19 protein-coding genes are annotated in these 22,487 nt (G+C 61.4%); all 19 read right to left on the reverse strand.

Annotated features, from left to right (window positions below; all coding sequences use genetic code 11):
• Window position 1 precedes the first annotated feature (1 nt).
• Entirely contained in the window at window positions 2–1,633 is a 1,632-nt protein-coding gene (locus BLS08_RS22805; RefSeq protein ID WP_021489800.1) for a CTP synthase, read from the reverse strand.
• A gap of 151 nt (window positions 1,634–1,784) precedes the next feature.
• On the reverse strand, window positions 1,785–3,107 hold the full coding sequence (tilS, locus tag BLS08_RS22810) for a tRNA lysidine(34) synthetase TilS (RefSeq protein WP_055985216.1): 1,323 nt from the start codon (window positions 3,105–3,107) through the stop codon (window positions 1,785–1,787).
• A gap of 58 nt (window positions 3,108–3,165) precedes the next feature.
• On the reverse strand, window positions 3,166–4,116 hold the full coding sequence (locus tag BLS08_RS22815) for an acetyl-CoA carboxylase carboxyltransferase subunit alpha (protein WP_017674776.1): 951 nt from the start codon (window positions 4,114–4,116) through the stop codon (window positions 3,166–3,168).
• Between the two features lie 137 nt (window positions 4,117–4,253).
• Window positions 4,254–7,784 (reverse strand): DNA polymerase III subunit alpha, encoded by a 3,531-nt coding sequence (dnaE, locus tag BLS08_RS22820; protein ID WP_055985219.1) that lies wholly within the window; start codon window positions 7,782–7,784, stop codon window positions 4,254–4,256.
• Between the two features lie 71 nt (window positions 7,785–7,855).
• Window positions 7,856–8,482, reverse strand: coding sequence for a ribonuclease HII (gene rnhB, locus BLS08_RS22825; protein ID WP_055985222.1), 627 nt, complete (start codon window positions 8,480–8,482; stop codon window positions 7,856–7,858).
• Entirely contained in the window at window positions 8,482–9,615 is a 1,134-nt protein-coding gene (gene lpxB / locus BLS08_RS22830; protein WP_055985225.1) for a lipid-A-disaccharide synthase, read from the reverse strand. Before lpxB ends, rnhB begins: the two co-directional genes overlap by 1 nt.
• Window positions 9,616–9,620: 5 nt before the next feature.
• Window positions 9,621–10,397 (reverse strand): acyl-ACP--UDP-N-acetylglucosamine O-acyltransferase, encoded by a 777-nt coding sequence (gene lpxA, locus BLS08_RS22835; protein ID WP_004424022.1) that lies wholly within the window; start codon window positions 10,395–10,397, stop codon window positions 9,621–9,623.
• The gene (gene fabZ / locus BLS08_RS22840; protein ID WP_017674781.1) at window positions 10,394–10,834 is read right to left on the reverse strand and encodes a 3-hydroxyacyl-ACP dehydratase FabZ; all 441 of its coding nucleotides are present in this window, start codon (window positions 10,832–10,834) and stop codon (window positions 10,394–10,396) included. Before fabZ ends, lpxA begins: the two co-directional genes overlap by 4 nt.
• Before the next feature lie 47 nt (window positions 10,835–10,881).
• On the reverse strand, window positions 10,882–11,937 hold the full coding sequence (gene lpxD, locus BLS08_RS22845; protein ID WP_055985229.1) for a UDP-3-O-(3-hydroxymyristoyl)glucosamine N-acyltransferase: 1,056 nt from the start codon (window positions 11,935–11,937) through the stop codon (window positions 10,882–10,884).
• Window positions 11,938–11,939: 2 nt separating this feature from the next.
• Complete coding sequence (locus tag BLS08_RS22850; protein ID WP_021489806.1) at window positions 11,940–12,443, reverse strand: OmpH/Skp family outer membrane protein; 504 nt, start codon at window positions 12,441–12,443, stop codon at window positions 11,940–11,942.
• 44 nt (window positions 12,444–12,487) lie between these two features.
• Window positions 12,488–14,848, reverse strand: coding sequence for an outer membrane protein assembly factor BamA (gene bamA / locus BLS08_RS22855; protein ID WP_017674784.1), 2,361 nt, complete (start codon window positions 14,846–14,848; stop codon window positions 12,488–12,490).
• A gap of 85 nt (window positions 14,849–14,933) precedes the next feature.
• Complete coding sequence (gene rseP, locus BLS08_RS22860; protein WP_017674785.1) at window positions 14,934–16,286, reverse strand: sigma E protease regulator RseP; 1,353 nt, start codon at window positions 16,284–16,286, stop codon at window positions 14,934–14,936.
• A gap of 63 nt (window positions 16,287–16,349) precedes the next feature.
• A complete protein-coding gene (ispC, locus tag BLS08_RS22865) occupies window positions 16,350–17,534 on the reverse strand; it encodes a 1-deoxy-D-xylulose-5-phosphate reductoisomerase (RefSeq protein ID WP_026088366.1) in 1,185 nt (394 codons plus the stop codon).
• Window positions 17,531–18,346, reverse strand: coding sequence for a phosphatidate cytidylyltransferase (locus BLS08_RS22870; RefSeq protein ID WP_017674787.1), 816 nt, complete (start codon window positions 18,344–18,346; stop codon window positions 17,531–17,533). Before BLS08_RS22870 ends, ispC begins: the two co-directional genes overlap by 4 nt.
• Window positions 18,346–19,092, reverse strand: coding sequence for a polyprenyl diphosphate synthase (gene uppS / locus BLS08_RS22875; RefSeq protein WP_017674788.1), 747 nt, complete (start codon window positions 19,090–19,092; stop codon window positions 18,346–18,348). The genes BLS08_RS22870 and uppS overlap by 1 nt, the downstream gene beginning before the upstream one ends.
• A 17-nt stretch (window positions 19,093–19,109) precedes the next feature.
• A complete protein-coding gene (frr, locus tag BLS08_RS22880) occupies window positions 19,110–19,667 on the reverse strand; it encodes a ribosome recycling factor (RefSeq protein WP_017674789.1) in 558 nt (185 codons plus the stop codon).
• Window positions 19,664–20,407 carry a UMP kinase gene (gene pyrH, locus BLS08_RS22885; protein WP_004424012.1) on the reverse strand — a complete coding sequence of 248 codons (744 nt, stop codon included), beginning with the start codon at window positions 20,405–20,407 and terminating at the stop codon, window positions 19,664–19,666. Before pyrH ends, frr begins: the two co-directional genes overlap by 4 nt.
• A gap of 188 nt (window positions 20,408–20,595) precedes the next feature.
• Entirely contained in the window at window positions 20,596–21,459 is an 864-nt protein-coding gene (gene tsf, locus BLS08_RS22890; protein WP_017674790.1) for a translation elongation factor Ts, read from the reverse strand.
• 129 nt (window positions 21,460–21,588) lie between these two features.
• Entirely contained in the window at window positions 21,589–22,332 is a 744-nt protein-coding gene (gene rpsB / locus BLS08_RS22895; RefSeq protein ID WP_017674791.1) for a 30S ribosomal protein S2, read from the reverse strand.
• Between the last annotated feature and the right edge of the window lie 155 nt (window positions 22,333–22,487).

Genomic DNA, 22,487 nt, shown 5'->3' on the forward strand with positions numbered 1-22,487 from the left:
GTTAAGCCTTCTTCGCTTTCTGCGCCAGAGCGGCGTTGACGAAACCGCTGAACAGCGGGTGACCGTCACGCGGCGTTGAAGTGAATTCCGGGTGGAACTGGCAAGCGACGAACCACGGATGATCCGGCGCCTCGACCACTTCCACCAGCGCGCCGTCGCCGGAACGACCGGTGACCTTCAGGCCAGCCTCGGTCAGTTTCGGCAGCAGGTTGTTGTTCACCTCGTAACGGTGACGGTGACGCTCGACGATCACGTCCTTGCCGTAGCAGTCATGCACCAGCGAACCGGCCTGCAGCTGGCAATCCTGCGCCCCCAGGCGCATGGTGCCGCCCAGATCGGAGCTCTCGCTACGCTGCTCGACGCTGCCTGCGGCATCCTGCCACTCGGTAATCAGACCCACTACCGGGTGAGCGCTGGCCATGTCGAATTCGGAAGAGTTGGCGTCGGTCCAGCCCACCACATTGCGGGCGTACTCGATCACTGCCACCTGCATGCCGAGACAGATACCCAGGTAAGGGATCTTGTTCTCGCGGGCGTACTGCACGGTCTTGATCTTGCCTTCCACGCCACGCAGACCGAAGCCGCCCGGCACTAGGATGGCATCGACACCTTCGAGCAGCGCGGTGCCCTGGTTCTCGATGTCTTCGGAGTCGATATAACGCAGGTTGACCTTGGTACGGTTCTGGATGCCGGCATGGCTCATCGCTTCGATCAGCGACTTGTACGCATCGAGCAGCTCCATGTACTTGCCGACCATGGCGATGGTGACTTCTTTTTCCGGGTTGAGCTTGGCATCGACCACGCGATCCCACTCGGAAAGATCGGCGCCGCCACACTCCAGGCCGAAACGCTCGACGACGAAGTCGTCCAGACCCTGGGCATGCAGCACACCCGGAATCTTGTAGATGGTGTCGACGTCTTCCAGGCTGATCACCGCACGCTCTTCGACGTTGGTGAACAGGGCGATCTTGCGCCGCGAGGACACATCGATCGGATGGTCGGAACGGCACACCAGCACGTCCGGCTGCAGGCCGATGGAGCGCAGCTCCTTGACCGAATGCTGGGTCGGCTTGGTCTTGGTCTCGCCGGCGGTGGCGATATACGGCACCAGAGTCAGGTGCATCAGCATGGCGCGCTTGGCGCCCACTTCCACACGCAGTTGGCGAATGGCTTCGAGGAACGGCTGCGACTCGATATCGCCGACGGTGCCACCAATTTCCACCAGGGCCACGTCGGCATCGCCGGCACCCTTGATGATGCGACGCTTGATCTCGTCGGTGATGTGCGGAATGACCTGAATGGTCGCGCCCAGGTAATCACCACGGCGCTCCTTGCGCAGCACATCTTCGTACACCCGACCGGTGGTGAAGTTGTTGCTCTTGCTCATCGTGGTACGGATGAAGCGCTCGTAGTGGCCCAGGTCGAGGTCGGTCTCGGCGCCGTCGTGGGTGACGAACACCTCACCGTGCTGGAACGGGCTCATGGTGCCCGGATCGACGTTGATGTAAGGGTCCAGCTTGAGCATGGTGACCTTCAGGCCCCGCGCCTCCAGGATGGCCGCCAGTGAAGCCGAGGCGATGCCTTTCCCCAATGAAGAAACAACACCACCCGTGACGAAGATGTAGCGCGTCATGAAAAACCCTAGAAGTCTGCGTTTAAGCGGTCAGTGCCGCCGGGGAAAGCGAAGGAGCGCCATCAGTACGAACAATGGCAAGCTCGCCAAGCTCCCTGAGGGAGTCGGCAAAAGCTGTAGTAAGACGGGAGCGTAGTCTACCGGAAAGGCCTTACCAGCTCAAACCTTGCGCGCCGATCGGCGGCGACCAGTGCAGACGCACCCCGCTGGCCTGGATTTCTGACGACTGCGACAGGTTCGCCACCGCCATCAGCTCATCACCAGCGAACAGCAGGGGTAGCCGTGGGCGCACGAATGCCGGCACGCGCAGTTCGTTGAGCAGACGCTTGAGATCGCGCCTGCCACGCCCCGGCAACTGCAGCGACTCACCGCCCTGGCGGTAACGCAAATGCCAGCGACCTTGCGGCAACTTGCCCTGTAGATGCACATGACCATTGTCGGGAAGTTCGACCGATTCGGAAAACGAGTCGCAGGCTAGATCGAGTGGATCGAGCGGCCGCAGCCACTCGCCACTGAGCCACCAAAGCCGACCATCGGCACGGTGCAACTCGCCATCGGTCAGCTTCCAGATAGGCGCCGCATCCGTGGCGGCATCACGCAGGTCACACCAGCCGGCCCAGTGGTCGCTATCGGGCAGGCGCGTCAGCGGCGCCAGCCAGTGGCGCAGCAGATTACGCTGACGTGCATTGCTCAGAGCGCTCACTGCCGACAGGTCCAGAGACGGTAGAGTCAGCCAGGGGCATGCCGAAACGCCATGAACAGTCGCCAGGTCCATCTCGGCCAGCTCACCCAGCAATTGCTGAGCTTCGCCCAGATACCTGGCGCTACGCGCGATATTTGCCGTGACCTGCGGCCAGCGCTCGGCCAGCAGCGGCAACACCCGCCTGCGCAGGAAATTGCGACTGAAACGTTCGTCGGCATTGCTCGGGTCCTCGATCCAGGCAAGGCCATGACTCTGCGCATATTCACGCAACTCAGCTCGAGAGCTGTCGAGCAACGGCCGAAACAGACCGCCCCGCCCCAACGGCCGACTGGCCGGCATAGCCGCCAGCCCACGCACGCCGGCACCGCGCAACAGACGAAACAGCAGCGTTTCGGCTTGATCGTCGCGATGCTGGGCACTTAGCAACACTTCGCCCGGTCTCAGCCGCTCGCAGAAAGCTTGGTAACGCGCGCTTCGTGCAGCCTGTTCAAGGCTGGCACCTGGCGTGACCTGAACCCTGACGACTTCGAGAGCAATGCCCAACTGCTCGCAGACACGTGCGCAATGTTCCGGCCAGGCGTCGCCGGCCGACTGCAGCCCATGATGGACATGAATGGCGTAAAGCGGCGGCAGCTCCTCGTGCCGCGCCCAGTCGGCGAGCAGATGCAGCAGCACACTGGAATCCAGGCCACCGGAGAAGGCAATACGCCAGGCAGGGGCCGCACGCCAGGGCTGCAGGGCCTGGCGCAGGCGAAGTTCGAGAGCAGTCATCATTCAAGCTTAAACAACAACGGGCCCGAAGGCCCGTTGATATATGCGTAGAAAAGACTCAGGCGATGCCGTAGCTCATCAGACGGTCATAACGACGCTTGAGCAGCGTCTCGGTGTCATGCTTCTGCAGGCTGGCCAGTTGCTTGGTCAGCTCCTGGCGGATCGACTCGGAAGCCGCCGCCGGGTCGCGGTGCGCGCCGCCCAGTGGCTCGGCGATGACCTGATCGACGATGCCCAGATCCTTCAGGCGCTCGGCGGTGATGCCCATGGCCTCGGCAGCGTCCGGCGCCTTCTCGGCAGTACGCCAGAGAATCGAGGCGCAGCCTTCCGGCGAGATCACCGAATAGGTGGAGTACTGCAGCATGTTCAGCTGGTCGCAGACACCGATAGCCAGTGCACCACCGGAACCACCTTCACCGATGACGGTGGCGATGATCGGGGTTTTCAGGCGCGCCATCACGCGCAGGTTCCAGGCAATTGCCTCGCTCTGGCCGCGCTCCTCGGCATCGATACCTGGGTAGGCACCGGGGGTGTCGATGAAGGTGAGAATCGGCATCTTGAAGCGTTCGGCCATTTCCATCAGGCGGCAGGCCTTGCGGTAGCCTTCCGGGCGCGGCATGCCAAAATTGCGGCGCACCTTCTCGCGCACCTCACGGCCTTTCTGGTGGCCGATGATCATCACCGGCTGGTCGCCCAGACGGGCAATGCCACCGACGATAGCGGCGTCGTCGGAGAAATGACGATCACCATGCAGTTCGTCGAACTCGGTGAAGATGTGCTGGATGTAATCCAGGGTATACGGGCGGCGCGGATGGCGTGCCAACTGGGCGATCTGCCAACTGGTCAGGTTGCCGAAGATGCTTTCGGTCAGGGTGCTGCTCTTGTCCTGCAGGCGGGCAATCTCATCGCCGATATTCAGCGAGTTGTCGTTACCAACCAGGCGTAGCTCTTCGATCTTGGCTTGCAGGTCGGCGATCGGCTGTTCGAAATCGAGGAAATTCGGGTTCATAGTCATCCGTCTTGCGTCGACGGCCAAGTGGCCGGGGAGCTGTATCCATTAGGCGCCCTACCTTAAGGGATAGGACGCAGCGGGTCGACACCCGCAGGTGTCGATGCCAACACAAAGGGGTATTTTCCCCTCTTGCGTCAGCGGTAGTGCAAAAAGACGTTGTCGCGCCCGAACTGGTCACGCAATGCCTGAATCAAAGTGTCGGCCGGGTCGATTCGCCAGGCGTCGCCAAATTGAAGCAAGGCGCGTGCCTCCTCGCCACTGTAGTCCAGCGTCACCGGGCAGGCGCCCTTGTGCTTGCTGCACAGTTCGGCCAGCCAGCGCAGGCGATCACCCTTCAATGCCTCACTGGCGACCTTCACTCGCAGGCTGTCGGCCAGGCCCGTGCGCGCCTCTTCCAGGCTCATCACGCGCTTAGCACGCAGACGCAGGCCACCAGAGAAGTCGTCGTTACTGACCTCGCCCTCGACCACCACCAGCGCATCGTTCTGCAGCAGCGCCTGGTTGCTGGCGAAGGCGTCGGCGAACAAGGACGCCTCGATGCGCCCGGAGCGGTCGTCGAGGGTGATGAAGCCCATCTTGTCGCCCTTCTTGTTCTTCATCACCCGCAGGTTGACGATCATCCCGGCAATGGTCTGGGTATCGCGCGCCGGCTTGAGCTCGACGATGCGCTGGCGGGCGAAACGGCGAATCTCGCCTTCGTACTCGTCGATGGGGTGGCCGGACAGGTAGATACCCAGGGTGTCCTTCTCGCCTTTCAGACGCTCCTTGATCGGCAGCTCGCGGGCCTTGCGGTGGTTGGCGTAGACGTCCGCCTCAGGCTCGGCGAACAGGCCGCCGAACAGGTCCATGTGGCCGCTCTCGGCGCTGCGCGCAGTCTGCTCGGCGGACTGCACGGCCTCTTCCATGGACGCCAGCAGCACGGCGCGGTTCTTGTCGACACTGGCCTGGTAGGCCTTGAGCTCATCCTGATAGTACGGCCCGAGGCGATCCAGCGCGCCGCTGCGGATCAGAGCTTCCAGGGTGCGCTTATTGATGCGCTTGAGGTCGACGCGATTGCAGAAGTCGAACAAATCCTTGAACGGACCACCCTCGGCGCGGCATTCGACGATGGCCTCGACCGGCCCCTCGCCGACGCCCTTGACCGCGCCCAGGCCGTAGACGATACGGCCGTCGTCGTTGACGGTGAACTTGAACTCGGAGACGTTCACGTCTGGCGGTTCGATGCGCAACTTCATGTTGCGGCACTCTTCCACCAGGATCACCACCTTGTCGGTGTTGTGCATATCCGCCGAGAGCACGGCCGCCATGAACGGCGCCGGGTAATGCGCCTTGAGCCAGGCAGTCTGGTAGGAGACCAGACCGTAAGCGGCCGAGTGCGATTTGTTGAAACCGTAACCGGCGAACTTTTCCACCAGATCGAAGATGTTGCCCGCCAGGTTGGCGTCGATGCCGTTGTTGGCGCAACCTTCGATGAAGCCGCCGCGCTGCTTGGCCATTTCCTCGGGCTTCTTCTTACCCATGGCACGACGCAGCATGTCCGCCTGTCCCAGGGTGTAGCCACCCATGACCTGGGCGATCTGCATCACCTGCTCCTGATACAGGATGATGCCGTAGGTGGGCTTGAGCACCGGCTCGAGGCCGGCGTACTGGTAATCCGGGTGCGGGTAGGACAGCTCGGCGCGGCCGTGCTTACGGTTGATGAAGTCGTCCACCATGCCGGACTGCAGCGGGCCCGGGCGGAACAGCGCCACCAGTGCGATCATGTCTTCCAGGCAGTCGGGCTTGAGCTTCTTGATCAGCTCCTTCATGCCACGCGATTCAAGCTGGAAGACCGCGGTGGTCTCCGCCTTCTGCAGCATGTCGTAGGTTTTCTTGTCATCCAGCGGGATGAAGTCGATGTTGACCAGATCCTCATCCGGCGCACCGTCGCGCTTCTGGATGCGGTGGACGGTTTCCAACGCCCACTTGATGATGGTCAGGGTACGCAGACCGAGGAAGTCGAACTTGACCAGGCCAGCCTGCTCGACGTCGTCCTTGTCGAACTGAGTCACCAGGCCACCGCCCTCCTCGTCACAGGCGATCGGCGAGAAGTCGGTGAGCTTGGTCGGCGCGATCACCACACCACCAGCGTGCTTACCGGTACCGCGCACCACGCCTTCGAGCTTGAGCGACATGTCCCAGATTTCCTGGGCTTCCTCGTCGTTCTTGAGGAACTCGCGTAGCGGCTCCTCCATCTCGTAGGCTTTCTCCAGGGTCATGCCCACTTCGAAGGGGATCATCTTCGACAGACGGTCGGCCAGGCCGTAGGACTTACCCTGCGCCCGGGCGACGTCGCGCACCACCGCCTTGGCCGCCATCGAGCCGAAGGTGATGATCTGGCTCACCGCGTTGCGTCCGTATTTCTCGGCCACGTAGTCGATCACCCGGTCGCGGCCGTCCATGCAGAAGTCGACGTCGAAGTCGGGCATGGAAACCCGCTCGGGGTTGAGGAATCGTTCGAACAGCAGGTCATAGGCCAGCGGATCGAGGTCAGTGATCTTCAGCACGTAGGCCACCAGCGAACCGGCACCCGAACCACGGCCCGGGCCGACCGGCACGCCGTTGCTCTTGGCCCACTGGATGAAGTCCATCACGATCAGGAAGTAACCGGGGAAACCCATCTGAATGATGATGTCGAGCTCGAAGTTGAGGCGGTCGATATAGACCTGCCTCTTGGCCTCGTAATCCGGCGTATCCTTGGGCAGCAATACCTGGAGACGCTCTTCCAGCCCCTCGAAGGAGGCGTGGCGCAGGTAGTCGTCGATGCCCATGCCATTGGGCGTGGGGAAATCCGGTAGAAAGTATTTGCCGAGTTGCACATCGATGTTGCAGCGTTTGGCAATCTCGACGGTGTTCTCCAGTGCCTCGGGCAGGTCGGAGAACAGCTCCCACATTTCCTCGGCGCTTTTCAGGTACTGCTGATCGGAGTAATGCCGCGGCCGGCGCGGGTCGTCCAGGGTACGGCCTTCACCGATGCAGACGCGGGTTTCATGCGCCTCGAAATCACCCTGCTTGATGAAGCGCACGTCGTTGGTCGCCACCAGCGGCGCCTCGACGCGATCGGCCAGGGCCACGGCGGCGTGCAGGTATTCCTCGTCACCGACGCGGCTGGTGCGCTGCACCTCCAGATAAAAGCGATCCGGGAACACTGCCATCCATTCACGCAGGCGCACTTCGGCCAGCGTTTCGTCACCGGCCAGCAGCGCCTGGCCGACTTCGCCTTCACGCGCACCGGATAGCGCGATGAGGCCCTCGGCGGCGTCCTTGACCCAGTCACGCTGAATGATCACCAGGTCGTTGCTCTGCCCTTCGGCCCAGCCACGAGAGATCAGTTCGGTAAGGTTGCGGTAGCCCTTGGCGTTCATCGCCAGCAGGGTTAGGCGCGTCAGCGGGCCGTCTTCCTCGGCGCTGGCCATCCAGATATCGGCACCACAGATCGGCTTGACCCCGGCGCCCATGGCCGCCTTGTAAAACTTCACCAGCGAGCACATGTTGCTCATGTCGGTGACTGCAACCGCCGGCATGCCGGCCCCGGCCACGGCCTTGATCAGCGGTTTGACCCGCACCAGGCCATCGACCAGTGAGTATTCGGTGTGCAGACGCAGGTGGACGAAAGCTTGGGTCATGGGCGGCCTTGCAGGTGAAAACGACAAAGCGCGGATTGTAGCCTAAGCGGGTCTGGCTGAGGGCCAGAGGTTCAGACTGTAGCGGCGATACAATCGACAGCTACAGGCTCGAGCAATGCGCGCACCGGTGCGAAGGAACGCCGATGAATAGGCGTCGGCCCCAGGCGCTGCAGGGCTTCTAGGTGAACGGGCGTGGGATAGCCCTTGTGGCCAGCGATGCCGTAACCAGGATAGAGACGATCCATCTCGACCATCTCGCGGTCGCGACTGACCTTGGCCAGGATCGAAGCCGCGGCAATTGCCGGCACCCGGCTATCGCCCTTGACCACCGGCGCACTCAGCACCGCCAGCTTTGGACAGCGATTGCCGTCGATCAATGCCAGTCTGGGTGTCACGCTCAGCCCTTCGACGGCGCGCTGCATGGCCAGCATGGTGGCATGCAGGATATTCAACCGATCGATCTCCTCCACCTCGGCGCGGGCGATGCACCAGGCCAGGGCCTTTTCGCGAATCTCGTCGAACAGCGCTTCACGACGCGCCTCGGAGAGTTTCTTCGAGTCGTTCAGGCCGATGATCGGCCGCGCCGGATCGAGGATCACCGCAGCCGTGACCACGGCACCGCAGAGCGGGCCACGGCCAACTTCGTCAACACCGGCCACCAGTTCTTCGACCAGGGTAAAATCGAGGCCCAGCTGCATCAGCCACGCCCCGCCAGTTTCAACACCGCGTCAGCCGCCGATACCGAGGCATCACGGCGCAGCGCGCGATGGATCACGTCGAAGCCCTCGGTCTGCACTTGCCCACCGTCGATCAACGGCGCCACGGCCTGGGCCAGAGCCTCTGGCGTCGCTGCATCCTGAATCAGCTCAGGCACCAGCAGACGCTCGGCCAGCAGGTTAGGCAACGAGATATAGGGGCTCTTCACCAGACGCTTGAGGATGCGATAGGTCAGCGGCGCTACGCGGTACGCCACCACCATCGGCCGCTTGTACAACAGCGCTTCCAGGGTCGCGGTACCCGAAGCGATCAACACCGCATCGCAGGCAGCCAACGCCTCGTGGGAGCGGCCATTGAGCAGCGTCAGCGGCAAATCACGCCCGGCCAGCATCTGTTCCAGCTGCACGCGACGCTCGGGTGTGGCGCAAGGCAGCAGGAAACGAATGCCAGGGCGCAGTGCACGCAGACGAATCGCCGCATCGAGAAACAGCTCACCGAGACGCGCGACTTCACCACCGCGACTGCCGGGCATCAGGGCCACCACGGGCTCATCCTGCGGCAGATCCAGCGCCTCGCGCGCAGCAGCACGATCAGCTTGCTGCGGAATCGCATCGGCCAGCGGATGACCAACGAAGCGCACCGGCACCTGATGCTCATCGTAGAACTGCGCCTCGAACGGGAACAGGGTCAGCATCAGGTCGCAGGCTTCGCGGATCTTCAGCACCCGCTTCTGCCGCCAGGCCCAGACCGAGGGGCTGACGTAGTGCACTGTCTTGATGCCGGCACGGCGCAGCTTGAGCTCCAGGCCCAGGTTGAAATCGGGCGCATCGATACCGATGAAAACATCAGGTTGCGCGGCGATCAGATCGCGAGCCAGTTGCCGACGGCGCCCCAGTAACTCGAACAGACGGCCCAGTACCTCGACCAGGCCCATCACGGCCAGGCGCTCCATCGGGAAATAGGATTTAAGGCCCTCGGCTTCCATGCGCGCACCGCCAACACCGATGAACTCGGCACCCGGATGGCGCTGCTTGATGGCCTGCATCAGGCCGGAACCGAGGATGTCACCGGACGCCTCACCGGCGACCAGTGCGACGCGAATAGGTCTGCTCATAGGTATCAGCGCGTGATGCCGCGCGTGGAGGCCTGAATCGAATCACGGAAAATCGCCACTTCCGGGAACTGAGCAGCGGACTCGGCCAACTCGGCCAGCGCCTGCTCGACGGTCAGCCCCTGGCGATAGACCAGCTTGTAGCCCTTGCGCAGGGCAGCGATGGCCTCAGCGGAGAAACCACGCCGGCGCATGCCCTCGAAGTTCATGCTGCGCGCCTCGGCCGGGTTACCGAACACGGTAACGAAAGCCGGAACATCCTTGCCAATCGCGGTGCCCATGCCCGAGAAGCTGTGTGCGCCAATGCGGCAGAACTGATGCACCAGGGTATAACCGGACAGAATCGCCCAGTCATCGACCCAGACATGCCCAGCCAGTGCCGTGTTGTTGACCAGAATGCAATGATTGCCGATCACACTGTCATGGCCGATATGGGCATAGGCCATGATCAGGTTATGGTTGCCAATGGTGGTTTCGCTGCGATCCTGCACGGTGCCACGGTGAATGGTGACACCCTCACGAATCGTGTTGTGATCACCGATCACCAGGCGCGTCGCTTCGCCCTTGTATTTCAGGTCTGGCGTGTCTTCACCGACCGAAGAAAACTGGTAGATGCGGTTGTGCTTGCCGATCACGGTCGGCCCCTTGAGCACGACGTGCGGGCCGATGACTGTACCCTCGCCGATTTCCACATCGGCCCCGACAATGCTCCAAGGGCCAACGACGACGTCGTCGGCCAATCTGGCACTGGGGTCGATGATCGCGCGGGGGTCAATCAAACTCATAGCTTGCGTTCCGCACAGATGATTTCAGCAGCGCAGACTTCCTTGCCATCGACGGTGGCGCGGCACTCGAATTTCCAGATGCTGCGACGATCGCTCAGGTATTTGGCTTCCAGCGTCAGTTGATCGCCCGGCAGCACCGGCGAACGGAAACGCAGTTTGTCGGAGCCGACGAAGTAATAGAGGGTGCCATCGGCCGGCTTCACGCCCATCATCTTGAAGCCGAGGATACCGGCAGCCTGGGCCATGGCCTCGATGATCAGAACGCCCGGCATGATCGGGTGCTCGGGGAAGTGACCGTTGAAGAACGGCTCATTGATGCTGACATTCTTATAGGCGCGAATCTGCTTGCCTTCGACGTCCAGGTCCACCACGCGGTCCACCAGCAGGAACGGATAGCGGTGCGGCAAATATTCACGAATTTCGTTGATGTCCATCATGTCCGGTTAAGCCTGTAAGAAAAGAAAAGAGCACGGCCACGCCGTGCTCAGGCATCAGATGAGACGTTTGCCGTCTGGGTCACGGCGGCCAGCTGTTTTTCCAGCTCACGCAGTCGCTTGGCCATATCGTCCAACTGACGAATACGGGCTGCACTCTTCTTCCACTCACCCGCCGGTTGCATGGCAGTCCCTGAAGAATAGGCGCCCGGCTCGGTGATCGAACGAGTCACCATGGTCATACCGGTGACGAACACGTTGTCGCACACCTCGATATGGCCAACCATGCCCACACCGCCGGCGATCATGCAGTTCTTGCCGATCTTGGTGCTGCCGGAAATACCGCAGCAGCCCGCCATGGCCGTGTTGTCACCGATCTGCACGTTGTGCGCGATCATGATCTGGTTATCCAGCTTCACGCCATTACCGATCAGGGTATCGGACAGCGCACCGCGATCCACAGTGGTGTTGGCGCCGATCTCGACGTCATCACCGATGGTCACCCCACCGATCTGTGCGATCTTCTGCCAGACGCCCTTTTCGTTGGCGAAACCGAAGCCTTCGCCACCGATCACCGCGCCGGACTGGATCACTACACGCTTGCCGATCTGCACATCGTGGTACAGCGTCACGCGCGGAGCCAGCCAACCACCCTCACCGATCACGCTACGCGCGCCCACCACGCAGTGCGCACCGATGCTCACATCAGCACCGATGCGAGCACCGCTTTCGATGACCGCAAAGGCGCCGATACTGGCGCTCGGATCGACCTGAGCATCGCCTGCAACCTGCGCAGTGGCATGAATGCCGGGAGCCGCCTTGGGCTTGCGGTCGAACATATGCGAAAGCTGGGCATAGGCCAGATAAGGATTGGCAACGATCAAGGCATCGCCAGCATAGCCTTCAGCATCGGCTGCGGTGAGCAACACGGCACCGGCCTGGGTCTGCGCCAGAAACTTGCGGTACTGGGCATTGGCCAGGAAGCTCAATTGTTCGGGCCCGGCCTCCTGTAAGGTGGCCAGGCCCGTGATGACCTTAGCTTCGGCGCCACGCAAGGTGGCGCCCAGGCGCTCGGCCAGCTGGCCGAGGGTAAATGTCGCAGTCATGCTTAACGCATCTGATTCATGCGCTCGATGACCTGGCGAGTGATGTCGTACTGAGGTTTGACATCGATCACCGCACCGCGCTCGAGCACCAGGTCGAAGTTACCGTTCTTGATCACTTCTTCGACGGCCTTGTCCAGGTTCGGCTTCAGCTTGCCCAGCATCTCGCGGTCAGCGATGGCCTTGGCTTCGTTCAGCTCCTTGGACTGGAACTGGAAGTCACGAGCCTTCTGCTTGAATTCAAGCTCGAGGCGCTCGCGTTCGGCCTGCTGCATCTTCTCGCCGTCCTTGACCATACGATCCTGAATGCGCTTGGCGTCGCTTTCCAGGGTCTTGAGCTTGTTCAGCTGCGGGCCGAACTTCTTCTCGGCATCGACGGCGTAGCGCTTGGCTGCATCCGACTCGAGCAGCGCCATCTGATAGTTCAGCACGGCCACCTTCATCTCGGCGAACGCCGGAGTGGCGATCAGGGCGGCGGTGAACAGAACCAGTTGAGTCAACTTACGCACAATGCACTCCTGCAACAAAACTGTTGGCTTTCTGTGAAACGAACTTAGAAGGTTTGACCCAGGGAGAACTGGAATACCTGGGTATCGGCATCATCCGGCTTCTTGATCGGCATGGCCAGACTGAAACTCAGCGGGCCCAGTGCGGTGATCCAGGTCAGGCCGACACCCACGGAACTGGCCATGCTGCTGAAGTCGATATTGCAGCTGTCGCTCAGCCTCTTCTGGCTGGAGCTGCAGTTGGTATCGAAGACGTTACCCACATCCCAGAACAACGCGGTACGCAGCGAGCGCTGATCCTTGACGAACGGCAGCGGGAAGAGCATCTCGACACCACCCTGCACCAGCACGTTACCACCGAACGGCAGCGGGTCCTGATCCGGGTCGCGCAAGGTGCCCGGTTTGGCACCGCTACTCGGCGTACTGCGTGGCCCAAGGCTGCTGTCTTCGAAACCACGTACTGAGTTGAAACCACCCGCGTAGTAGTGCTCGTAGAACGGCAGCTCAGCCGTGGAACCGTAGCTGTCGCCATAACCCAGCTGGGTATGGAAGCGCAGGGTGTAAGTGTCGCTGATCGGGGTGAAGACCTGACCACGGTAGTCGAGCTTGTAGAACGACAGATCGCTACCTGGCAGCGTGGTTTCCAGCACCAGGCTCTGCGAATGACCACGGTTGGCCAGTACACCACGGTTCAGGGTCGACTCGGACCAGCCGATGGAACCCTTGAAGTTCAGGTAGTTATCGCCCTCAGAGTCGATGAAATCAAAGATCTCGTCGACGGTATAACGACCGGTATCGATGGTGTCCTGCTGCACGGTCAGACCGTAGGTCAGACGCGCGGTTTCGCTGATCGGGTAGCCAATGTTGACACCTGCACCCAGGCTGTCGACCGAGTAGCTGGATACGTCGACATCGAGCTCATCGTAGTCGGTGGTGCGGTAGAAGGCGTTGTAACCCAGGCTGACACCGTCGACGGTCCAGTAGGGGTCAACAAAGCCGAAGCTGTATCGGGTCTGGTATTCGCTACGGGTCAGGCCGATGCTGACGCGGTTACCGGTACCCAGGAAGTTGTTCTGGCTGATCGAGCCACCGAGGATCAGACCGGCGTTCTGGGCGAAACCGACGCTGGCGGTGATGGAGCCCGACGGCTGCTCTTCGACGCTGTAGTTGACGTCGATCTGGTCGTCGGTACCCGGTACCTGCGGGGTTTCGACGTTAACCTCCTTGAAGAAGCCCAGACGCTCCAGACGCACCTTGGACTGGTCGATCAGGTAGGTCGAGGCCCAGCCACCTTCCATCTGACGCATTTCACGACGCAGCACCTGGTCTTCGGACTTGGTGTTGCCGCGGAAGTTGATGCGGTTGACGTAGGCGCGCTTGCCCGGATCGACGAAGAAGGTGATCGAGACGGTGTTGTCCTCGTCGTGAGCTTCCGGCACGCCGTTGACGTTGGCGAAGGTATAGCCTTCGTTACCCAGGCGGCGGGTGATCAGCTCACTGGTGGTGGTCATGATCTTGCGCGAGAAGACCTGCCCTTCCTTGACCAGCAGCAGTGCACGCACGTCTTCTTCCGGCACCTTGAGGTCACCGGACAGTTTCACGTCGCGAACGCTGTACTTCTCGCCTTCTTCGACGTTGACGGTGATGTAGACGTGCTTCTTGTCCGGGGTGATGGATACCTGGGTGGAGCTGATATCCATGTTGATGTAGCCGCGATCCAGGTAATAGGAGCGCAGGCGCTCGAGGTCACCGGACAGTTTCTCGCGGGCATACTTGTCGTCGTTCTTGAAGAAGGACAGCCAGTTGGTGGTCTTCAGCTCGAACAGATCGACCAGATCTTCATCGGAGAACACGGTGTTGCCGACCACGTTGATGTGGGAGATGGCGGCAACGGTGCCTTCGTTGATGGTGATTTTCAGCGCCACGCGGTTACGCGGCTGCGGAATGACTTCGGCTTCGATCTCGGCCGAATAGCGACCCTGAGCGACATACTGGCGCTGCAGCTCGTTACGCACGCCTTCGAGGGTGGCGCGCTGGAAGATTTCGCCCTCGGCCAGACCGGACTGGTTCAGGCCCTTGAGCAGGTCTTCTGTAGTGATGGCCTTGTTGCCTTCGATCTCGATACCGGAGATGGAGGGACGCTCGACCACGGTAACCACCAGCACGTCACCATCGCGACCGAGCTGGATATCCTGGAAGAAGCCGGTACGGAACAGGGAGCGGGTGGCATCGACCAGTTGGCGATCATCTACCTGCTCGCCCACGTTGAGCGGCAGCGCGCCGAATACGCTGCCTGCGGAAACCCGCTGCAGGCCATTGACGCGTATATCGGAGATGGTGAAGGACTCGGCGTGAACTTCGGCGATCATCAATGCGGACAGTACCGCAGGTAGCAGCAGACGTTTCATGAAGTCCTTTCTTATTCCAACTGACGATAAAAACTGCCGCTTAAGCGACACTTCTTTTAAATCTCAAGAACGTATTCAGCAATGCTTACAGGCGGCTGAGGTCGTTGACCAGGGCAAGCAACATGACCCCGATGACCAGACTGATGCCGATCTGCATCCCCCAACCCTGAACCCGCTCAGACAAGGGGCGACCACGCACCCACTCGACCAGGTAAAACAGCAGATGCCCACCATCCAGTACGGGAATGGGCAGCAGATTGAGAACCCCCAAGCTAATACTCAGATATGCAAGGAATTTCAGGAAATCCCCCAGCCCTGACTCAGCTGAAGCGCCCGCCACTTTAGCAATGGTTATCGGCCCACTCAAGTTTTTTACCGAGAGCTCACCGAACAGCATTTTCTTCAGTGAATCGAGGGTCAGCAGGCTCATGGACCAGGTTTGACGCATGCCTTCGACAACGCCATCGAGCGGACCGTAGCGCACCTCGCGGAGCATCTCCGGCGGCCATTCGACGCCCTGCACACCGGCGCCCAGGTAGCCGCTGCGGGCCTCTCCTTCACCGCGCGACGCCAGGGTCAGCTGCACATCCTGCGCTTGCCCGGCGCGTTCGAAGCGCAGCGTGACCGCCTCGCCCGGCAATGCCCGGACGCGATCGACCAGATCCTGCCAGTCGGCCAGGGGCTCGCCATCGAGCGCCAGCAACCTGTCCCCTGCCTGCAGCCCTGCGGCGTGGGCAGGCCCCTTGGAATCAACTTCAGCCAGAACCGGCTCCAGCACCGGACGCCATGGACGAATGCCCAGCGAACCAATCGGGTCCGGCTCGTCGACGCCACGCAGCCAGTTGTCCAACTGCACCTGTTTTGGCGTTTCAACGGTGGAGCCAGGCTCCAGCACGCGCAGATCGAGCGTACCGCTCTCGCCCAGACGCCTTACCAGCTGCAGATTGACCGCCGCCCAACCACTGGTAGCCTCGCCGTTGACCGCAACGATCTCCTGCCCCGCACGCAATCCGGCCACTTGCGCCAGACTGTCCGGCTGCACCGCGCCGATAACCGGGCGCACCTGCTGACTGCCGAGCATGGCGACGAACCAGAAGAACAGCAGCGCCAGCAAGAAATTGGCCAGCGGGCCCGCAGCCACGATGGCGATGCGCTGGCGCACGCTCTTGCGATTGAAGGACTGCTCGACGAGCTCGGGGGGCACATCGCCCTCGCGCTCATCGAGCATCTTGACGTAGCCACCCAGAGGAATGGCTGCAACCACGAATTCGGTGCCCTGGCGGTCATGCCAGCGCAGCAGCGGTGTGCCGAAGCCAACGGAGAAGCGCAGCACCTTGACGCCGCAGCGCCGGGCCACCCAGAAGTGCCCGTACTCGTGAAAGGTCACCAGGACACCCAGTGCGATCAGGGTGCCAACCAGCATGTACAACCCACTCATTTCACTTCTCCAGCTCTACGAGCCGCTCAAGTTCCAGCACACACCAGACCAATACGGGCGCCATCAACGGCCAGCGAGCCACTGCCCAGCCAGCTCACGCGCACGGGCATCGGCCGCGAATACCGCGTCGAGCGCTTCGACAGCCTGCACCGGCTGGGCGTTCAACACGGACTCAATCATACGCGCGATATCAACGAAACGGATGCGCCGCTGCAGGAAAGCCTCGACCGCGACTTCATTGGCGGCGTTGAGCATCGCCGGTGCACTGCCACCAGCCTGCGCCGCCTCCCGCGCCAGACGCAGACAGGGAAAACGCTGCTCGTCGGGGCGTTCGAAATCCAGGCGACCGACGGCAAACAGATCCAGAGGCGATACGCCCGAGTCGATACGCTCCGGCCAGGCCAACGCATGAGCGATGGGCGTGCGCATATCCGGATTACCCAGCTGCGCCAGCACCGAACCGTCGATGTAATCGACCAGCGAATGAATCACGCTCTGTCGATGGATGACCACTTCGATCTGCTCCGGGCGGGCATCGAACAACCAGCAGGCCTCGATCGACTCGAGCCCCTTGTTCATCATGCTGGCCGAGTCTACGGAAATCTTGCGCCCCATCGACCAGTTCGGATGAGCACAGGCCTGCTCCGGCGTGACGCATTCCAGGTCGGCCAACGGTGTTTCGCGAAAAGGCCCGCCAGAAGCCGTCAGCAGTACGCGACGCACACCGACGGTCTGCAGCCCCCGCGAATAGTCACCGGGCAGACACTGGAAAATGGCGTTGTGCTCGCTGTCGATAGGCAACAGCACCGCCCCGCTCTGCTTGACCGCCTGCATGAACAAGGCACCGGACATTACCAGCGCCTCCTTGTTCGCCAGCAACACCTTCTTGCCAGCCTGCACGGCCGCCAAGGTCGGCTTGAGGCCCGCTGCGCCAACAATGGCCGCCATTACGCAATCGACGGCGGCGTCGGCAGAGACGGCGCACAGACCTGCTTCGCCGACCAGCACCTCGGTCGCCAGCCCGGCGGCGCGCAGATTGTTCTGCAGCTCGAGCGCTGAAGCGTCATCAGGCACCACGGCGTAGCGCGGCCGATGCTGCACGCACAGCACCTGCAACTCTGCCAGGCGCGAAAAGCCCGTCAGCGCGAAGACGCTGTAGCGCTCAGGGTGACGCGCGATCACATCCAGCGTACTGAGCCCGATGGAACCGGTCGCCCCCAGCACGGTGACCTGCTGCACTGTGCTCACAGCGCGCCCCAACCAGCGAGCCAGAGCAGTGCAGCGAACAGCGGGATGGCTGCGGTCAGACTGTCGATGCGATCCAGCACTCCGCCATGCCCCGGCAGCAGATTGCTGCTGTCCTTGATCCCGGACTGACGTTTGAACATGCTTTCGGTCAGGTCGCCAACCACGGAAATCAGTACCACCACAGCGGCACCCGCCAGCGCCAGCAGCAGCCCACCAGCGGACCAGCCTTGCTGCAGCCCGACCAGCAGGGTGATCAGCAGGCTGGCTGCAAGACCGCCGTAAAGCCCTTCCCAACTCTTGCCCGGGCTGACCTTGGGCGCCAGCTTGCGCTTACCAAAGGTCTTGCCGGAAAAATAGGCGCCGATATCCGCCCCCCAGACCAGCACCATCACCGCGATGATCAGCGCATTGGCCTGCGGCCACTGCTTGAGCAGGATCAGCCCTTGCCAGGCCGGCAGCAGAATCAGCAACCCAATCAGCAAACGCCCCGGCACACCGCCCCAGAGACGACTGCTATCGGGATAGGTCATTACCAGAAAGGTCGCGACCAACCACCACAGCACAGCCACCACCAGCAGCAGCGGGGCAACGACCGGCACCATGTACAGCAAGCCGAGTAACACGGCCACTGCAGCCGCATAGGCCACACGCAGCGGCTGCGCCTCGAACCCTGCCAGACGGGCCCATTCCCAGGCCCCCAGCGTGACCACCGCACCGATGAACAGGGCAAAGGCACCGCCATCGAGCAGAAAAAAACCGCCCAGGGCGATGGGCAACAGCACCAGCGCCGTGATGATTCGTTGTTTGAGCATTAGGAGCGCGCCTCAGCTTCCACCTGCTCGCTGGTCTTGCCGAAGCGACGCTGGCGGGTAGCGAAATCGGCCAGCGCCTTGCGCATGGCCTCGTGCTTGAAGTCCGGCCAATAGAGGTCGGAGAAGTACAGTTCGCTGTAAGCCAACTGCCACAGGAGGAAGTTACTGATGCGGCGCTCGCCACCCGTACGGATGCACAGGTCGGGTAAAGGCAGGTCACCGGTAGCCAGACAACCCTGAAGCAATTGCGGGGTAATGTCTTCGGGCTGCAAATGACCTGCTTGCACCTCACGCGCCAGACGCTGAGCGGCCTGGGCGATATCCCACTGACCACCGTAGTTGGCCGCGATCTGCAAGGTGAAACGCCGGTTGCCGGCAGTCAGTTGCTCGGCTTCGCGCATGGCTGCCTGCAACTCGGGATGAAAACGCGAGCGATCACCGATGATGCGCAGGCTGATGTCGTTATCCAGCAGACGCTTGGCCTCACGACGCAGCGCCCCCAGGAACAACTCCATCAGCGCACCGACCTCTTCGGCCGGACGCTGCCAGTTCTCGCTGGAAAAGGCGAACAGGGTGAGAACCTCGACGCCCGACTCGGCACAGACCTCGATCACCGCGCGAACCGCATCGACCCCGGCCTTGTGCCCAGCCACACCTGGCAACAGGCGCTTCTTCGCCCAACGGTTGTTGCCATCCATGATGATGGCGACATGCCGCGGCACCGCCCCCTGCTTGTTTTTGTCCATTTATGGGCGCCCAGCCGTCAGACGGCCATCAGGTCCGCTTCTTTGACCTCGAGCGCCTTGTCGACATCACCGATGAACTTGTCAGTGATCTTCTGCAGCTCGTCAGCGGCGCGACGCTCTTCGTCCTCGCTGATTTCCTTGGCCTTGGACAGCTTCTTCAGCTCGGCCAGGGCATCACGACGCACGTTGCGCACGGCGACCTTGGCATCTTCGGCAACGCCACGCGCCTGCTTGGTATAGCCCTTGCGGGTTTCCTCGGTCAGCGCCGGCATCGGCACACGGATGGTGGTACCAGCGCTGCTCGGGTTCAGGCCCAGGTCGGAGGTCATGATGGCCTTCTCGATGGCAGCACTGAGGGTCTTGTCATGCGCGACGATCTTCAGGGTGCGCGCGTCCTCGACGGAGATCGCAGCAACCTGGTTCAGCGGCATGTCGCTACCCCAGGCCGGCACCTTGACGCTGTCGAGAATGCTCGGATGGGCACGACCGGTTCGAATGGAGGCCAGGTTACGACCCAGCGATTCCAGGGACTTGCTCATGCGCTCCTGAGCGTCTTTCTTGATGTCGTTGATCATTGTGCATCCTCCTCGATCAGAGTTCCTTCGGCGCCACCCACTACAACGTTCAGCAGTGCGCCGGGCTTGTTCATGTTGAAAACCCGCAGCGGCATGTTGTGATCACGGCACAGGCAGATGGCGGTCAGATCCATCACGCCCAGCTTGCGATCGAGCACCTCGTCATAGGTCAGGCGCTCGAACTTCTCGGCATGCGGGTCTTTGAACGGGTCGGCAGTGTACACGCCATCGACCTTGGTCGCCTTCAGTACCACGTCCGCATCGATTTCGATGGCGCGCAGGCAGGCAGCCGAATCGGTGGTAAAGAAGGGGTTGCCGGTGCCAGCAGCGAAAATCACCACCTCACCGGTCTTCAGGTGGCGCATGGCCTTGCGGCGGTCATAGTGATCGGTCACGCCGACCATGGAAATCGCCGACATGACGATGGCCGGGATATTCGAGCGCTCCAGCGCATCACGCATGGCCAGGGCGTTCATCACAGTGGCCAGCATGCCCATGTGGTCGCCAGTGACGCGATCCATGCCAGCAGCGGACAGCGCCGCGCCACGGAACAGGTTGCCACCACCGATCACCAGGCCGACCTGCACACCGATACCGACCAGTTGGCCGACTTCCAGCGCCATGCGATCGAGCACCTTGGGATCGATGCCGAAATCTTCCGAGCCCATCAGGGCCTCGCCGCTAAGTTTGAGCAGAATGCGTTTGTAGCGAGGTTGGCGACCAGTTGTCTGCTGAGCCATTGCAAGTCTCTCCTGCGGCGATATGAAATTCTTGAGCAACGCGCTCGGGCGCTGCAATTATCCGGCACTTCGAACGTGCCGGCGACCTCAGGTTGCAAGGCCGTTAGTACATTTGTTGCCCCTTATTCGGCAAAGAGGCTGCACGCGCAAGCGGGCAGCCTCTCTGGGACAACTGGCCGAACCGCCGATTACTGCTTGCTGGCAGCAACCTGAGCGGCAACTTCGGCAGCGAAGTCGGTCTCGGCCTTCTCGATACCCTCGCCCACTTCGTAACGAACGAAGGAAACGATTTCGGCACCGGCTTTCTTCACCAGGTCACCGACCTTGACTTCCGGATCCATGATGAAGGCTTGCTCGACCAGGCTGGCTTCGGCCAGGAACTTGGTGATACGGCCTTTGATCATGTTCTCGACGATGTTTTCCGGCTTGCCAGCAATCTTCTCGGCGTTCAGCTGCAGGAAGATTTCCTTTTCCTTGGCAACCAGCTCTTCGGAGACCTGGTCCGGCGAAACAACGGCCGGGTTGGAGGCAGCAACGTGCATGGCAACGTGCTTGGCCAGCTCGTCGTTGCCGCCTTTCAGGACAACCAGAACACCAATGCGGTGGCCGTGCAGGTAGGCACCAACGGTTTCGCCAGAAACAGCGGTCAGGCGACGGATGTTGACGTTCTCGCCGCACTTGGCAACCAGGGCTTCACGAGCGGATTCGCGCGAGGCGATCAGCGGAGCGGCTTCGGTCAGGTTCTTCTCGAAGGCTTCGTCGATGCTTTCTTTGACGAAGGCTTTGAAGTCGTCCTGCAGAGCCAGGAAGTCGGTCTGCGAGTTGACTTCGATGATCAGGCCACGACCGCCTTCGACACGAACAGCGATGGAGCCTTCAGCGGCAATGTTGCCAGCCTTCTTGGCAGCCTTGATGGCGCCGGAAGCACGCATGTCATCAATAGCTTTCTCGATGTCGCCAGCAGCGGCAACCAGGGCCTTCTTGCACTCCATCATGCCTTGGCCAGTACGCTCGCGCAGTTCTTTAACCAGGGCTGCAGTAATTTCTGCCATCTTGAAAATCCTCTCGGTAGGTCTTCAACCATTCACCCGCGTGGCGGGCGATCAAATCTGTGAGTGGCAAAAAGGGGGCTTAGCCCCCTTCTTGCACAGCGCGTAACGCTAGATGCTTTGCGTTACCGCTTAGCCTTCGGCGCTCTCGGCAGCCGCGGCTTCTTCGACGAACTCTTCAGTGCCGCCGCCAGCATTGCTGCGACCACGGATCACGGCGTCGGCCATGGCACCCATGTACAGCTGGATGGCGCGGATGGCGTCGTCGTTACCCGGGATGATGTAGTCAACGCCTTCCGGGCTGCTGTTGGTATCGACGATGCCGATAACCGGGATGCCCAGCTTGTTGGCTTCGGTGATAGCAATGCGCTCGTGGTCAACGTCGATCACGAACAGAGCGTCCGGCAGACCGCCCATGTCCTTGATACCACCCAGGCTGCGATCCAGTTTTTCCAGATCACGGGTACGCATCAGGGCTTCTTTCTTGGTCAGTTTGGCGAAAGTACCGTCCTGGGACTGAACTTCCAGCTCACGCAGACGCTTGATCGAGGCGCGGATGGTTTTGTAGTTGGTCAGCATGCCGCCCAACCAGCGGTGATCGACGAACGGCGAGCCACAACGAGCAGCTTCTTCGCGAACGATCTTGCCAGCGGAACGCTTGGTGCCGACGAACAGGATCTTGTTCTTGCCAGCAGCCAGCTTCTCAACGAAAGCCTGAGCTTCGTTGAACATCGGCAGGGTTTTTTCGAGGTTGATGATGTGGATCTTGTTACGCGCGCCGAAAATGTACTTACCCATTTTCGGGTTCCAGTAACGGGTCTGGTGGCCGAAGTGCACACCGGCCTTCAGCATATCGCGCATGTTGACTTGGGACATGATAATTCCTTGATAAGTCGGGTTAGGCCTCCACGCATCCCAGCTTCCAACCCTCGAACTTGTCGAAAGGCACCCAGGAAACCGTGTCGATACGTGTGTGGGTTTGAGCTTTCGGGCTTAGTGCCCGTAAAGCGGCGCGTTTTATACCACACAAA

This window comes from Ectopseudomonas chengduensis (assembly GCF_900102635.1).
Lineage (GTDB): Bacteria > Pseudomonadota > Gammaproteobacteria > Pseudomonadales > Pseudomonadaceae > Aquipseudomonas > Aquipseudomonas chengduensis.

Coding starts and splice junctions, on each gene's coding strand:
- BLS08_RS22805 (WP_021489800.1), bottom strand. CDS start 1,633: ATGACGCGCTACATCTTCGTCACGGGTGGTGTTGTTTCTTCATTGGGG.
- tilS (WP_055985216.1), bottom strand. CDS start 3,107: ATGACTGCTCTCGAACTTCGCCTGCGCCAGGCCCTGCAGCCCTGGCGT.
- BLS08_RS22815 (WP_017674776.1), bottom strand. CDS start 4,116: ATGAACCCGAATTTCCTCGATTTCGAACAGCCGATCGCCGACCTGCAA.
- dnaE (WP_055985219.1), bottom strand. CDS start 7,784: ATGACCCAAGCTTTCGTCCACCTGCGTCTGCACACCGAATACTCACTG.
- rnhB (WP_055985222.1), bottom strand. CDS start 8,482: ATGCAGCTGGGCCTCGATTTTACCCTGGTCGAAGAACTGGTGGCCGGT.
- lpxB (WP_055985225.1), bottom strand. CDS start 9,615: ATGAGCAGACCTATTCGCGTCGCACTGGTCGCCGGTGAGGCGTCCGGT.
- lpxA (WP_004424022.1), bottom strand. CDS start 10,397: ATGAGTTTGATTGACCCCCGCGCGATCATCGACCCCAGTGCCAGATTG.
- fabZ (WP_017674781.1), bottom strand. CDS start 10,834: ATGATGGACATCAACGAAATTCGTGAATATTTGCCGCACCGCTATCCG.
- lpxD (WP_055985229.1), bottom strand. CDS start 11,937: ATGACTGCGACATTTACCCTCGGCCAGCTGGCCGAGCGCCTGGGCGCC.
- bamA (WP_017674784.1), bottom strand. CDS start 14,848: ATGAAACGTCTGCTGCTACCTGCGGTACTGTCCGCATTGATGATCGCC.
- rseP (WP_017674785.1), bottom strand. CDS start 16,286: ATGAGTGGGTTGTACATGCTGGTTGGCACCCTGATCGCACTGGGTGTC.
- BLS08_RS22870 (WP_017674787.1), bottom strand. CDS start 18,346: ATGCTCAAACAACGAATCATCACGGCGCTGGTGCTGTTGCCCATCGCC.
- uppS (WP_017674788.1), bottom strand. CDS start 19,092: ATGGACAAAAACAAGCAGGGGGCGGTGCCGCGGCATGTCGCCATCATC.
- frr (WP_017674789.1), bottom strand. CDS start 19,667: ATGATCAACGACATCAAGAAAGACGCTCAGGAGCGCATGAGCAAGTCC.
- pyrH (WP_004424012.1), bottom strand. CDS start 20,407: ATGGCTCAGCAGACAACTGGTCGCCAACCTCGCTACAAACGCATTCTG.
- tsf (WP_017674790.1), bottom strand. CDS start 21,459: ATGGCAGAAATTACTGCAGCCCTGGTTAAAGAACTGCGCGAGCGTACT.
- rpsB (WP_017674791.1), bottom strand. CDS start 22,332: ATGTCCCAAGTCAACATGCGCGATATGCTGAAGGCCGGTGTGCACTTC.